Origin of the sequence: Actinocorallia herbida, from assembly GCF_003751225.1 — a bacterium.
GTDB classification, from domain to species: domain Bacteria; phylum Actinomycetota; class Actinomycetes; order Streptosporangiales; family Streptosporangiaceae; genus Actinocorallia; species Actinocorallia herbida.
The window spans coordinates 1,976,651-1,990,252 of sequence record NZ_RJKE01000001.1 but is presented as its reverse complement, the minus strand read 5'-3'; the positions used below and the strand labels follow the sequence as shown (position 1 = coordinate 1,990,252).

Sequence of the window (13,602 nt, the reverse complement as noted above, 5' to 3'; positions counted from 1 at the left end):
TCATGAACTACCAGGCCGCGGAAGACCGCTACGACGACCGCCTCCCCTACCGACGCTCCGGCCGGAGCGGGGTCAAGCTCCCCGCGGTCTCCCTCGGCCTCTGGCACAACTTCGGCGACGACAAGCCGCGCGAGACCCAGCGCGCGATCCTCCGCCGCGCCTTCGACCTCGGCGTCACCCACTTCGACCTGGCCAACAACTACGGTCCGCCCGCTGGGTCCGCCGAGTCCAACTTCGGGGAGATCTTCGCCCAGGACTTCCGGCCTTACCGGGATGAACTGCTCATCTCCACCAAGGCCGGATACGACATGTGGCCCGGCCCGTACGGCGAGTGGGGCTCGCGCAAATACCTGCTGTCCAGCCTGGACCAGTCCCTGAAGCGGATGGGCCTGGACTACGTCGACATCTTCTACAGCCACCGGTTCGACCCGGACACCCCGCTGGAGGAGACGATGGGCGCGCTGGACCACGCCGTCCGCTCCGGCAGGGCCCTGTACGCGGGCATCTCGTCCTACTCCCCCGAGCGGACCGCCGAGGCCGCCGCCATCCTCCGCGAGATGGGCACCCCGCTGCTCATCCACCAGCCGTCCTACTCGATGCTGAACCGCTGGATCGAAGGCGGCCTCCTGGACACCCTGGAGGCCGAGGGCGTCGGCTGCATCGCCTTCTCCCCGCTCGCCCAGGGCGTCCTCACCGACCGCTACCTGAACGGCGTCCCCGCCGACTCCCGCGCCGCCCAGAACCGCTTCCTGCGCCCCGAGCACCTGACCGACGAGATCCTCACCCACGTCCGCACCCTCAGCGGCCTCGCCGCCGCCCGCGACCAGACCATGGCCCAGCTGGCCCTCTCCTGGGCCCTCCGCGACGAGCGCGTCACCTCGGTCCTCATCGGCGCCAGCAGCGTCCGCCAACTGGAGGACTCCCTCGGCTCCGTCCGCAACCTCGCCTTCACCCGCGCCGAACTGGACGCCATCGACGCCGACGCCGTGGAAGCCGGCATCAACATCTGGTCCGCCTCCAGCGCCCCCTGACCCGATCTCAAGGACCATCGGGAGTTCCCCGTCTTCAGCGGACGTCCACGCCGGTTCCTGCACCAATGCCACAGAATCGTCGGACGCGGTGGGGTGCGCGAAGGCGCAGGGAACCGAGCGCCCGGTCTCAGTCCGATCTCCGGGCGGGGCGGTGCGCTCGGCCCCGCGTCGCCGCGCTCGACGCGCACCTGGAATCCGGCGTACGAGGCGAGCGCCGCGACCTGGAGATCCTCTTCCGGACCGGCGGCCCGCTCGGCGGGCCCGAGGAGTACCTCGTCACCGCGCACCGCCCCAAGGATCTGTTCCTCCTCCCCGACGGCGCGGCCCTGCTCCCCAACGAGTGAGGACGGGCCGGCGCCGAGGGAAGCTCTCGGGAACGGGTGATGAATAGGCGTATACGCCTATAGGCTGTCGGCATGCCTCTCGACGCGTCACAGAACGGCCTCGTGCTGCCGCTGCTCGGGCTCCTCGTCGAGCAGCCGTCGCACGCGTACGCGCTCGCGGCCCGGCTGCGCGAACGGTACGGGGACCTCCCCGCCACGCGGAGCACCGTCGCGACCCTCCTGAAATCGCTGGAGCGGGCGGGGCTCGTCGCCGCCCGCCTTCCCGAGCAGGTCGGCAACCGGCCGGCCCGCACGGTCTACCGGCTCACCCCCGGCGGCGCGGACGAGCTGCGCCGAAAGGTCGAGACCGGCATCGCCGAAGGCAGACCCGCCTCGGTCGACTTCCTCATGGCCGTCGCCTATCTCGCCGTCCTCGACGCCGACCGCGCCGCCGGGCTCCTCGCGGCCCGCGCCGACCGGCTGGACGGCGACCTCGCCGCGCTCCGCGATCGCCCCGAGGGCGTCGCCGAGGCGCACATGCTCGAAGCCGCCTACTGGCGCGTCGTCGTCTCGGCGGAGGCCGCATGGACCAGGACGCTCGCATCCCGGGTCCGCTCGCGCGACATCGAGTGGCCCGGCGTCACGGAAGGACAAGAGGGATGAGGTTCGGCATCTACCCGGGCGGGAGGGCGGGCACCGTCTGCGCCCGTCCGCAGGATCCCGCGGCGATCGGCCCCCTGGTCGAGGACCTCGCGGGCGACCGCCCCTTCGCCGTGCGGGAGTACGTGCACTTCTTCGGCGCCGGCCCGGTGCCGGAGGCCGCCCGGGCCCTCGGCGCCGAGCACGACCTCGTGCGGCTGACGATGCCCGACGCGTGGTACCGGGAAGGCGGCCGCGAACTCGACCTCGTCGTCAGCTACCTGCCGCCCGCCGCGGACGTCGCGGGCTGGCTCGCCTTCCTCGACGCCGTCATCGACAGGTACGGCCATCTGGCGCGCTGCCTCCAGGTGACCCTGGAGCCCAACTTCCCGATCCCCCACATAGACGGCAGTTCACCCGGTGTCCTGGAGGCCCTGACGCGCGGCGTGCCGCACGCGCGAGCGGCGCTCGACCGCGGCGGCCTGCACGACGTCCGCGTCGGCTTCTCCGTCGCCGAGCCCGCCGAGTGGCTGGGCGGGGACGACGCCTTCTGGGCGCACCTCGCCGGTCTTCCCGCCCGCGCGTTCGCCGACCACGTCGACTACGTGGGGCTCGGCCTGTATCCCGACGCCTTCTCGCCCGTCGCGCCGCGCGGCGAGCCCGGCGACGTCGCCTCGCTCACCGAGCACGCCCTGCGCCACCTGCGCGGGCACTCGCTGGCACGGGCGGGCATCCCGGACACGACGCCGATCCACGTCGCCGAGAACGGCAGCCCGAGCGGGGCACCGCGCACCGAACAGGCCCAGCACGACGCGCTCGCCGACATGCTCGCCGCGGTCCTCGCCCTCGCCGGACCGCTGAACATCACCCGGTACGAGCTGTTCTCCCTCCGCGACGCCGACTCCTCCTCCGACCAGCCCACCGGAACCCTCGGCCTGGTCACCGACACCTACCGGCCCAAACCCGCCTACGACCTCTACCGCACGACCGTCCGCGCCCACACCACCCCCACCGCACGACCGTCCGCGCCCACACCACCCCCACCGCATGACCCGCCGGCCCGCGCCCCCTCCGCTGGGACCTGTCCGACAAAGAGGCCGCCGTGGAGCGGTGGGGCGATGAGAAGCGGAGCGATCTGCGAACCCTGCAAAGCCCTGGGCCTGCTTGAGCCGAGGTGCGGGGAAAGCCCGCAAGCCCGGTTCTGCGGGGGCCGGGTCACGGCAACGTGATCCGGGGCCACCCGACCAGTTCAGAGCCATCGCGACGCGATACGACAAGCTGGCCGGCCGCTACCGAACAGGCATCCCGCTGGCCGGCCTCATCCTCTGGACCCGCGAATGATCGGACAGGCCCCAGGGCGGACTCGGTGCCGCGCAGACCATGGAGTTCATCGCCGAAAGAGCCGCGCGAGCAGATCGTCGACCTAGTGCGCGGCGGACTGTCGGCGGGTGAGTTCTGAGGTGCCCGCGGCGCGCATGGCTTCGACGGGGACGTCGTCGCGGCCGGTCATCAGGGTGACCTGGCGGACGGCCTGGTGCAGGAGCATGGCGAAGCCGTTGACGACCGGGGCGCCTTCGGCGAGGGACGCCTTGGCGAGGGCGGTGGGCCAGGGGGCGTAGATGGCGTCGAAGAGGGGGAGTTTGGAGGCGGCGACGGCGGCGGCGTAGGGGGCCGCGGCGTCGCCGGGGAGGGTGGACATGACCAGGTCGGCGCCCTCCAGGGCCGACTCCAGGTCCGCGAGGGGGACGACCTCGGTCGGCAGGGAGAAGCGGGGGCCTACCTCGGCGGTCTCGGCGGCGCGGGCGGGGGTGCGGACCGCGAGGATCGCGCGCTCGGCGCCCAGGAGGGACGCCGCGGCGAGGGACGACGCGGCGGTGGCGCCGCCGCCCAGGACGACGACCCGGTCCAGCGCCGTGACGCCGCCTTCGGCGAGGGCCTGGAGGATGCCGTACACGTCGGTGTTGTCGGCGGACCAGCCGCCGCCGGGGCGGCGCACGAGGGTGTTCGCGCCGCCCGTCTTCACCGCGAGGTCGCTGCGTTCGGTCGCGAGGTCCAGCGCGACCCGCTTGAGCGGCATCGTCAGCGACAGGCCCGCGAAATCCTCGGTGAGGAACGCCGCGAGGCCGTCCTCGGCGCACTCGTGCCGCTCGTAGGTCCAGCCGTCCAGGCGCAGCGCCGCGTAGGCGGCCCGGTGCAGGACGGGGGACAGGGAGTGGGCGATGGGCGAGCCCAGGACGGCGGCGCGGGTCACGGCTGCGGGTGCTCCTTGAGCCACTTCTCGAACCGCGCCTTCATCTTGGCGAAGTCCTCCTCGGTCTCACCGAACTCGGTGATCTGGTTCACCGGGTCGACCGCCACGAAGAAGATCCAGTCTCCGGGGGTCGGGTTCAGTGCGGCCTTGATCGCGGTGAGGCCCGGCTGGCTGATCGGACCGGGCGGCAGGCCGGGGTGCTGGTACACGTTGTACGGCGAGTCGACCTCGAGATCCTTGTGCAGCACCTCGATCGTGCGCCGCTGGTGGACGTACATGACCGGGGTGTCGAACTCCAGGTTCCGGCCGATCTTGATCCGGTTGTAGATCACCCGGGCGACCTTGGCCTGGTCCTCGGGCTTGGCCGCCTCGGCCTGGATGACGCTCGCCATCGTGATGATCTCGGCCGGCTTCATGTTGTGCTTCTTGGCGCCGGCCTTGAGGTCGACCTTCTGGATCTCCTGCTTGAAGCGGTCGACCATCGGCTTCACCAGTTCGGTCGCCGACGCGTCGGGCGGCAGGCTGTACTGGCCGGGGAACAGGAAGCCCTCGGGGTTGCCCTTGGCATAGGCGGGCAGGCCCAGGTCCTTGGGCTTGATCTTCTTGAACTGCTTGAGCGGGACGCCGCTCTCCTTGGCGAGCTTCTGGTAGATCTCCGACACCCACAGGCCCTCGGGGATCGTCAGGATGTGCGCGCGGGCCTTGGGGTCGAGGATGAGCTGCACCGCGGCCGCGGCCGACATCTTGCTGCGCATCTTGTAGAACCCCGGCTGTACGCCCTGGATGTCCGGCTCTTCCTCGGCGGCCTTGATGAAGGCCTTGCTGGACTTCACCACGTCTTCCTTGAAGAGGGTGTCGGCGATCGCGGAGGTGTAGTCGCCCTCCTTGACCTCGATGGTCTTCTCGCCGGTGCCCTGGCCGTCGTAGTCCGGGGGCCGCATGAAGCCCTCGAGCTTGGAGTAGCCGAAGTACCCGCCGCCGCCGAGGACGACGACGAGGAAGAGGACCGCGGCCATCGCCGCCGCGCCCCCGCCCCGCTTCTTACGCTTGTCGCGCTTGCGCTGCACGGTGCGCTCGGTGCGGTCGGCTCGGGCGGTCCGGTCGGCCCGGCTGTCACGCCGGGTCTCCTCGCCCCAGAAGTCGTCGTTCACTCTCTCCCCTTGACGGGCACGCCCGGTGGATTGCCGGTGAGCCGCTCGGCGTCGAGTGCCGCCTGAAGCAGCACTGTGGCCGCCGCCTGGTCGATCACCCGTCGCTGGTCCTTCGCCTTGGTTCCGCCGGACCGCAGCCCGCTCGCGGCGGTCACGGTCGTCAAACGCTCGTCGTAAAGGCGTACGGTACCGAAGGGGAGTTTCCGTGCCAATCTGGTGGCAAATGCCCTGGCCGAGGCCGCGGCGGGCCCCTCCTTGCCGGAGAGGTGGGCGGGCAGGCCCACGATCACCTCCAGGGCTTCGAATTCGGACACGAGCGCGACGATGCGTGCGACATCGCCCCGTCCTGCCCGGACCGTCTCCACGGGGACGGCCAGGATGCCGGCGGGGTCGCTGCGGGCAACGCCAATACGGACACTGCCCACATCGACCCCGAGCCGAACACCGTTTCTCACTCGGCGCCCACCTGGCGCTCCACCACCGCGAGCGCCTCTTCGATCTTGCCCGGGTCGGCCCCGCCGCCCTGGGCGAGGTCGTCCTTGCCGCCGCCGTTGCCGCCGAGCACCTTGGCGGTGACGCCGACGAGGCGGCCCGCCTTGTGGCCGCGCTCGCGGCCGGGCTCGTTCACGGCCACCACGACGACCGGGCGGTCCTTGGGCACCGCCGTGATCACGACGACCGCCGGACGGCCCGCCAGGCGGTCCCTGACGTCGATGGCGAGCTTGCGCAGGTCGTCCGCGCCCACGCCGTCGGGGGCGCGGTGGCCCACGAACGCGGTGCCGTTGACGTCCTTGGCCTGCTCGGCCAGGCCCGCGGAGGCGGACAGGATCTGCTCGGCGCGCAGCCGCTCCAGGTCCTTCTCGGCCTCGCGCAGCTTGGTGACGATGCCGGCGATCCGCTCCGGCAGCTCCTCGCGGCGCGCCTTGACCTGCTCGGCGAGCTGGTTGACCAGCACGTTCTCCTTGGCCAGGAAGCGGAACGCGTCCATGCCGACCAGCGCCTCGATGCGCCGCACGCCCGCACCGATCGACGACTCGCTCATCAGCTTGACCACGCCGAGCTGGCCGGAGCTGCCCACGTGGGTGCCGCCGCACAGCTCGCGCGAGTACTCGCCGATCTCCACGACGCGGACCTCGTCGCCGTACTTCTCGCCGAACAGCGCCATCGCGCCCATCGCGACGGCCTCGGTCTGCGAGGTGGTGAACGCGCGGACCTCCAGGTCGTGCATCAGGACGTCGTTGACCTCGTCCTCGACGTCGCGCAGCACCGAGACGGGCACCGCGCCGGAGGCGGTGAAGTCGAAGCGGAAGCGGCCGGGCGAGTTCTCCGAGCCCGCCTGCGCCGCCGACTCGCCCAGCGCCTTGCGGAAGCCCGCGTGGACCAGGTGGGTGGCGCTGTGCGAGCGGGAGATCGCCATGCGGCGGGACCTGTCGATCTCGGCCAGCACGGTGTCGCCGGAGCGGGCCAGGCCGCTCTTGACGACGCCGCGGTGCACGGTCAGGCCCGGCAGCGGCGACTGCACGTCGTGGACGGCGATCTCCGCGCCGCCCAGGAACTTGATGACGCCCTGGTCGGCGAGCTGGCCGCCGCCCTCGGCGTAGAACGGGGTGCGGTCGAGCACGACCTCGACCTCGGTGCCCTCGGGCGCCTCGGCCACGTTCGCGCCGTGCACGAGGAGGCCGACGACGCGGGCCTCGGAGTCGTAGGCGCCGTAGCCGAGGAAGTCGACCTTGCCGCCGACGCTCTCCAGGAGGTCGCCCAGCACGGAGACGTCGGCGTTGCCGGTCTTCTTCTCGCGGGCGTCGGCCTTGGCCCGGTCGCGCTGCTCCTGCATGAGGCGGCGGAAGCCGTCCTCGTCGACCGACAGGCCCTGCTCGGAGGCCATCTCCAGGGTCAGCTCGATCGGGAAGCCGTAGGTGTCGTGCAGCTTGAACGCGTCCGCGCCGCCGACGGTGCCGCGCCCGGCGCGCTTGGATTCCGCCGCGGCCACGTCGAAGATCGACTCGCCGGTGCGCAGCGTGCGCAGGAAGCTCTCTTCCTCGGCGTCGATCACGGTGTGGATGTTGGCGGCGGTGCGGACCAGCTCGGGGTACTGCTCGCCCATCGCCTTGACGGCGGTGGCGGTCAGCTCGTGCATCAGCCCGGCGTCCTGGCCCCCGCCGAGCAGCCGCAGCTTGCGGACGGCGCGGCGCAGGATGCGGCGCAGCACGTAGCCGCGGCCCTCGTTGGACGGGATGATGCCGTCGGCGACCATCATCATGCCGGACCGGACGTGGTCGGCCACGACGCGCAGGGACACGTCGTCGGTGGCGTCCTTGCCGTACTGGGACTTCGTGAGGCCGGCGGCCCTGTCCAGGATCGCCCACATCGTGTCGGTCTCGTAGATGTTGTCGACGCCCTGGAGGATCGCCGCCATGCGTTCCAGGCCCATGCCGGTGTCGATGTTCTTGCCGGGCAGCTCGCCGCTGATGTCGAAGTCGATCTTGGACCGGACCGCGCTCAGCTGGAACTGCATGAAGACGAGGTTCCAGACCTCGAGGTACCTGTCCTCGTCGGCCTCGGGCCCGCCGTCGCGGCCGTACTCGGGACCGCGGTCGTAGTAGATCTCCGAGCAGGGTCCGCCGGGGCCGGGGACGCCCATGTGCCAGAAGTTGTCGGCGAGGCCGCGGCGCTGGATCCGGTCCATGGGGACGCCGACGTTCTTGTGCCACAGGTCGGCGGACTCGTCGTCGTCGTGCAGGACGGTGACCCAGAGCCTCTCCTCCGGGAAGCCGAAGCCGCCGTCGGCCTGGGGCTTGGTCAGCAGCTCCCAGGCGAACGGGATCGCCTGCTCCTTGAAGTAGTCGGCGATGGAGAAGTTGCCGAGCATCTGGAAGAAGGTGCCGTGCCGGGTGGTCTTGCCGACCTCTTCGATGTCCGGCGTCCGCACGCACTTCTGGCAGCTGGTCATCCGCTGCGCGGGCGGGGTCCGCTGGGCCAGGAAGTAGGGCTTGAACGGAACCATGCCGGCGGGGACCAGCAGCAGCGTCGGGTCCTCGGCGACGAGGCTCGCCGACGGCACCACGAGGTGCCCCTTCTCCTCGAAGTACCGCAGGTATCGGCGCGCGATTTCAGCCGACTCCATGTGTTCCGTCCTTGTCGTCGTCGTTGCTCTTGAGTTCTCGGCGGCCGCGGCGGGCGTCCGGCTCGGCCGGGCCGACCTCGACGGCCCGCGCCCGCAGGATCCGGCCCCGCACCTGTCCGCGCGGGTCCAGCGGCGGCGCCTGGTCCAGTTCGATCGCCTCGGTCAGCTCGGCCTCGCGGACCGCCGCGTGGTACCTGACGTCCTCGGCGAGCTCCCGCAGCCGGTGCCCGGTCTCCCGGCCCTGCGCCACGGCCTTCTCCGCCGCCATCACCGCGAGGTTCTGCGGGGTGAGGCTCCGGACGAACCGGACGGCCTTGCGCTGCGCGTACAGGGCGGCGCCCGCGCCGACCCCGATCCAGAACAGCCTTCTCATCGGCGCCCCTTCCGCTGCGCGGGCAGCTGCGGCCGCGACGGCTGCTCGTCCGGACGGCCCAGCGCCTTGCGCACCCCGTAGGAGAAGGAAGCGGCCTTCACCAGCGGCCCGCTCACCACGGACGTCATCACCGTGGTCACCGCCGAGACGTTCTGGCTGACCCCGGCGACCTGCTTGGTGATCACGTCGGTCCGGTCGAGCTGTTCGCCGGCCTGCTCGACGGTCTTGGCCATGTCGTCGAGCAGGGGGCCCGCCTGGTCGGCGAGGTCGCCGACGAGCTTGGCCGCCTCGCGCAGCACCTTGGCCAGGCGCAGCAGCACCAGCGAGACGAAGCACACCAGGATCGCCCAGAAGACGGCGACGATCAGACCAGCGAGCTGTCCACCAGTGAGCATCGGGTCTTTTCCAATCGGGATGCGGTCGCCCTACCGGGCTTTGCGCGGGCGAGTGCCCTCGGGGCGGCCTACCGGCGGCCTCCCGGCCACTTTTTCGATATGGAGAAAGCAGCCATCCGACCTTACCGCGATCGCGCCCCCCAGGTGGTTACGGCCGGGTAGCACGGCGGTCAGCGGCCCCTCAGCGCTTTGCCGATCCGTTCCAGCACCTCCGCCCAGCGCGACTCCGCGCCGTGCCGGGTCGGCCGGTAGTAGCGGCGGGCGGCCAGTTCGTCCGGGGCGTACTGCTGCGCGACGACGCCGCCGGGATGGTCGTGGGGGTACAGGTAGCCCTTGCCGTGGCCGAGCTTCTCGGCGCCCTTGTAGTGGGCGTCCCGCAGATGGTTCGGGACGTGCCCGACGTTGCCGCGCCGCACGTCGGCCATCGCCTCGTCGATCGCGGTGATCACCGCGTTGGACTTCGGCGCCAGCGCCAGATGGATCACCGCCTGCGCGAGGTTGATCCGCGCCTCCGGCAGGCCGACGTGCTCGACCGCCTTGGCCGCGGCGATCGCCGTCTGGAGCGCGGTCGGGTCGGCCATGCCGATGTCCTCGCTGGCGTGCACGATGAGGCGGCGGGCGATGAAGCGCGGGTCCTCCCCCGCGACGATCATGCGGGCGAGGTAGTGCAGGGCCGCGTCGGGGTCACTGCCGCGGATGCTCTTGATGAACGCGCTGATGACGTCGTAGTGCTGGTCGCCGTCCCGGTCGTAGCGGACCGCGGCCTGGTCGACGGCCTTCTCCAGGACCTCAAGGGTGATCTCGCCGTCGCCGACGAGGGCCGCGGCCTCCAGGTAGGTGAGGGTGCGCCTCGCGTCGCCTCCTGCGAGCCTGACGAGCTGGTCCTCCGCCTCCGGGGTCACCTTGGCCCGGATGCCCCGTTCGTCGCTCAGCGCCCTTCTCAGGACCTCCCTGACCTCTTCGTCACCGAGGGGCTGGAGCGTCAGGAGGAGGGAGCGGGAGAGCAGCGGGGAGTTCACCGAGAAGAACGGGTTCTCGGTGGTCGCGCCGATGAAGGACACCCACCGGTTCTCGACGGCCGGGAGCAGCGCGTCCTGCTGCGCCTTGTTGAACCGGTGCACCTCGTCCACGAACAGCAGGGTCTGCCGCCCGGACATCCCCAGGCTCCGCTTCGCCTCCGCGATCGCGTCCCGGACCGCCTTGACCCCGTCGGAGACCGCGGAGATCTCCACGAAGCGGCGGCTGGTCGCCTTGCTGACGACCGAGGCGAGCGTCGTCTTGCCGGTGCCCGGCGGGCCCCACAGCACCAGCGACATCGGGGCGTCCCGCTCCACGAGCTGGCGCACCGCGGTGCCGGGACCGGTCAGGTGAGACTGGCCGACCACCTCGTCAAGGTTCCGGGGGCGCATCCGGACCGCCAGCGGCTCATGCGCGCGCCGCGCCTCCTCGGCAGGCTCATCGAACAGGCTTTCCATGCCCTCGACACTATCCGGCGCAGTCCAGAACCGGCGTTGCGGTTGACAGAGCGGCCGCCCCGGCGGTCATCTTGTCCTCCATGACGTCCTCCGCCACCGAAGAGCCCAGCGGATTCCACCGCGCCCTGGACCTCTTCGAGGAGGCCGCGTCCGCCGTCCCCGCCGACGCCTGGGGCAATCCGTCCCCCTGTTCCGAATGGACGGCCAGGGACGTTCTCGGCCACGTCATCGGAATCCAGTACGAGATAGTCGCGCTCACCCGGGGCGACGTCCCCCCGCGCGTCGGCGACGCCCCCGGCCGCTTCGCCGCGGGACCCGTCCCCCTCGCCTCCTGGACGGCCGCCCGCGCCGCCTGCACCGCGGCCCTCACCCCCGGGGCCCTCGACCGCCTCGTCCCCTTCGCCGGCTTCGGCGAACTCCCCCTCCGCACCCTCCTGGACACCTACGTCCTGGAACTCCTGGTCCACACCTGGGACCTCGCCCAGGCCGCCGCGGTCCCCGTCCGCCTGGACCCCGACCTCGTCCACCACGCCCTCGCCACCGCCCAGGTGATCGCCCCCGGCCTGCGCCGCGACGGCCTCGTCGCCGCCCCTCTCCCCGCCCCCCGCGGCACCGGCGAGCTCCCCCGCCTCCTCGCCTTCCTCGGCCGCCCCACCGGCTGAGGGCGCCCCGGAAACGACGAAAGGGCCGCGCACACCGGGTGTGCGCGGCCCTTTCGGGGTCGAGCCGTCAGCCGGAGAACTCGGCCAGGGTGCGTTCGGCCTCTTCGAGCCAGGCGCGGCGGGCGGTGAGGCCCTCTTCCGCGTCCTTGATCCCCTTGGCGTTGTTCGCGGCCTGGGCCTTGGCCAGCTTGGTCTCCAGCTGCTCGATGCTGGTGCGGAGCTGGGCGACGGTGGCTTCGGCGCGGGCGCGGGCCTCGGGGTTGGAGCGGCGCCATTCGGCCTCTTCGGCCTGGCGGACGGCGTCCTCGACCTTGCGGAGCCGGCCCTCGAGGCGGTCGCGGTCGGCGCGCGGGACCATGCCCGCGGCCTCCCACTTCTCCTGGATGGAGCGCAGCGACTGCTTGGTCTGGCGGAGGTTCTTGATCGGGACGAGGCGCTCGGCCTCCTCCAGGATCTTCTCCTTCACCTCGGCGTTGCCCGCGAACTCCGCGTCACGCTCGTCGAAGGCGGCCTTGCGGGCGTTGAAGAAGGTGTCCTGGGCGGCCTTGAACCGGCCCCACAGCTCCTCCTCGGACTCCCGCGAGGCGCGCCCGGCGTTCTTCCAGCGGTTCATCAGCGCGCGGTAGGCCGCGGCGGTGTCGTTCCACTGGGTCGAACCCGAGATCGCCTCGGCCTCGGCGACCAGGCTCTCCTTCTCGTTCTGCGCGACGGACCGCTGGTCCTCGAGCGAGGAGAAGTAGGCCTTGCGGCGCTTGGTGAAGGCGTTGCGGGCGGCCGACAGGCGCTTCCACAGCACGGTCTCGGTGGCGCGGTCGATCCGCTCGGCGGCCTTCCACTCCTCGACCAGCAGGCGCAGGCGCTCGCCGCCGTTCTTCCAGTGCGTCTCCTCGACGGCGATCCGCTCGGCCTCGGCGACGATGCGCTCCTTGGCCTCCTTGGCGGCGCCGCGGGCGTGGTCGCGCTGGACCTTGAGCTCCTCGCGCTTCTTGCCCGCGAGCTCACCGAGGGCGTCCAGCCGCTGGACCAGGGAGTCCAGATCGCCGACGGCCGCGGCGTCCACCACGGACTCGCGCAGCCGCTCGATGCTGCTGGACGCCTGGGCCGGAGCCAGGTCGGTGGTCTTGATCCGCTGCTCCAGCAGCGTGATCTCGGTGGCGAGCGAGTCGAACTTGCGCTTGAAGTAGGCAAGGGCCTCCTCAGGGGCTCCTGCCTGCCAGGACCCCACGACCCTCTCGCCGTCCGCGGTCTTCACGTAGACCGTGCCCTCTTCGTCGACACGGCCCCACGGATCTGTGGCGCTGGACACCCTTGCCTCCTGCGTCGTGGCCCGAACTGTCTGATTAATGTTCCGGGCCTACCAAACACTAGCGCCCGAGGCGGCTAGTTCTTCTCGATCGAGATGCTCTTGATTTCAACCTTTGTCTTCGGCTTGCCGTCTCCGGCGGGCTCGGACCCGGCCTTCCCCACCTTCTCGACCTCTTCGAGACCCTTGGTGACGGTCCCGAAAACGGTGTAATCCGGCGGGAGGTCGTCCCAGTCCTTGTACACGATGAAGAACTGGCTGCCGTTGGTGTCGGCCCCGGCGTTGGCCATGGCCAGGACGCCCTTCTTGTACACGGCGCCTTCGGTGTTCTCGTTGGCGAACTGGTATCCCGGGCCGCCGCTGCCGGTCGCCGACGGGTCGCCGCACTGCAGGACGTTCTCCGTCAGCCGGTGGCACTCGGTGTCGTCGAAGTAGCCCTCGGCCGCCAGGTGGGCGAAGGAGTTCACGGTGCACGGGGCCTTCGCGCCGTCCAGCGAGAAGGTCAGGTCGCCGACCGACGTCTTCACCGAGGCGTTCACCGCGGTCTCGTACGCGGGCTTGGCCGGGGGTACGGAGACCTCCTTGGACGCCTCGCCCGCCTCGGTGTACAGGCACTCGCCCGGGGCCGCGCTCGGCGCGGCCGCGGCGGGCTCGACGGTGGAGTCGTCCTTGGTGACCCACCAGGCGACTCCGGCGACGCCGAGGATCACCACGGCAGTGGCCACCGCGCCGCCGATCACACTGCGCTTGCGCGCGGCCTTCGCCTCGGCCTCACGACGCGCCCGCTGGCGCTCGACGCGCTGCCGGGCGAGTTCCTTCTTGCGGTCCTTGCCAGCCACTGAGGCTGCCTCCTAGCCTTCCCCCGCCGTATTCGT

The 13,602-nt window shown here is 71.4% G+C and carries 14 protein-coding genes; 5 read left to right on the top strand and 9 right to left on the bottom strand.

Annotated elements, in window-relative coordinates; translation table 11 throughout:
• The first annotated feature begins 2 nt into the window (after positions 1-2).
• The 4 genes from mgrA (at position 3) to EDD29_RS09400 (ending at position 3,222) form a co-directional block, all read left to right on the top strand.
• Positions 3-1,031 carry an L-glyceraldehyde 3-phosphate reductase gene (gene mgrA / locus EDD29_RS09415; RefSeq protein ID WP_123664027.1) on the top strand — a complete coding sequence of 343 codons (1,029 nt, stop codon included), beginning with the start codon at positions 3-5 and terminating at the stop codon, positions 1,029-1,031.
• A 65-nt stretch (positions 1,032-1,096) separates the two neighbouring features.
• On the top strand, positions 1,097-1,375 hold the full coding sequence (locus EDD29_RS09410; RefSeq protein WP_123664026.1) for a hypothetical protein: 279 nt from the start codon (positions 1,097-1,099) through the stop codon (positions 1,373-1,375).
• A gap of 72 nt (positions 1,376-1,447) precedes the next feature.
• Positions 1,448-2,017: a PadR family transcriptional regulator gene (locus EDD29_RS09405; RefSeq protein WP_123664025.1), complete on the top strand. Its 570-nt coding sequence runs from the start codon at positions 1,448-1,450 to the stop codon at positions 2,015-2,017.
• The gene (locus tag EDD29_RS09400) at positions 2,014-3,222 is read left to right on the top strand and encodes a hypothetical protein (protein ID WP_123664024.1); all 1,209 of its coding nucleotides are present in this window, start codon (positions 2,014-2,016) and stop codon (positions 3,220-3,222) included. The genes EDD29_RS09405 and EDD29_RS09400 overlap by 4 nt, the downstream gene beginning before the upstream one ends.
• Positions 3,223-3,416: 194 nt before the next feature.
• Here the strand turns inward: EDD29_RS09400 and EDD29_RS09390 are convergent, their stop codons facing one another.
• The 7 genes from EDD29_RS09390 to EDD29_RS09360 all read right to left on the bottom strand — a co-directional run bounded on the left by EDD29_RS09390 (position 3,417) and on the right by EDD29_RS09360 (position 10,762).
• Positions 3,417-4,244, bottom strand: coding sequence for a shikimate dehydrogenase (locus EDD29_RS09390; protein ID WP_123664023.1), 828 nt, complete (start codon positions 4,242-4,244; stop codon positions 3,417-3,419).
• Entirely contained in the window at positions 4,241-5,395 is a 1,155-nt protein-coding gene (gene mltG, locus EDD29_RS09385) for an endolytic transglycosylase MltG (protein ID WP_123664022.1), read from the bottom strand. The genes EDD29_RS09390 and mltG overlap by 4 nt, the downstream gene beginning before the upstream one ends.
• On the bottom strand, positions 5,392-5,850 hold the full coding sequence (gene ruvX, locus EDD29_RS09380) for a Holliday junction resolvase RuvX (protein WP_123664021.1): 459 nt from the start codon (positions 5,848-5,850) through the stop codon (positions 5,392-5,394). The genes mltG and ruvX overlap by 4 nt, the downstream gene beginning before the upstream one ends.
• Complete coding sequence (gene alaS / locus EDD29_RS09375) at positions 5,847-8,519, bottom strand: alanine--tRNA ligase (RefSeq protein ID WP_123664020.1); 2,673 nt, start codon at positions 8,517-8,519, stop codon at positions 5,847-5,849. Before alaS ends, ruvX begins: the two co-directional genes overlap by 4 nt.
• On the bottom strand, positions 8,506-8,892 hold the full coding sequence (locus EDD29_RS09370) for a hypothetical protein (protein ID WP_211359614.1): 387 nt from the start codon (positions 8,890-8,892) through the stop codon (positions 8,506-8,508). Before EDD29_RS09370 ends, alaS begins: the two co-directional genes overlap by 14 nt.
• Complete coding sequence (locus EDD29_RS09365; protein WP_123664019.1) at positions 8,889-9,287, bottom strand: DUF948 domain-containing protein; 399 nt, start codon at positions 9,285-9,287, stop codon at positions 8,889-8,891. The genes EDD29_RS09370 and EDD29_RS09365 overlap by 4 nt, the downstream gene beginning before the upstream one ends.
• Before the next feature lie 170 nt (positions 9,288-9,457).
• Positions 9,458-10,762 carry a replication-associated recombination protein A gene (locus tag EDD29_RS09360; protein WP_123664018.1) on the bottom strand — a complete coding sequence of 435 codons (1,305 nt, stop codon included), beginning with the start codon at positions 10,760-10,762 and terminating at the stop codon, positions 9,458-9,460.
• Positions 10,763-10,842: 80 nt separating this feature from the next.
• On the opposite strand from EDD29_RS09360, the gene EDD29_RS09355 reads away from it, so the two are divergent.
• Positions 10,843-11,424 (top strand): TIGR03086 family metal-binding protein, encoded by a 582-nt coding sequence (locus tag EDD29_RS09355; protein WP_123664017.1) that lies wholly within the window; start codon positions 10,843-10,845, stop codon positions 11,422-11,424.
• A 67-nt stretch (positions 11,425-11,491) separates the two neighbouring features.
• Here EDD29_RS09355 and EDD29_RS09350 read toward each other — a convergent pair whose 3' ends face one another.
• Positions 11,492-12,730 carry a DUF349 domain-containing protein gene (locus EDD29_RS09350; RefSeq protein WP_123664016.1) on the bottom strand — a complete coding sequence of 413 codons (1,239 nt, stop codon included), beginning with the start codon at positions 12,728-12,730 and terminating at the stop codon, positions 11,492-11,494.
• Positions 12,731-12,804: 74 nt separating this feature from the next.
• A complete protein-coding gene (locus tag EDD29_RS09345; RefSeq protein WP_123664015.1) occupies positions 12,805-13,566 on the bottom strand; it encodes a peptidylprolyl isomerase in 762 nt (253 codons plus the stop codon).
• Positions 13,567-13,602 lie beyond the last annotated feature (36 nt).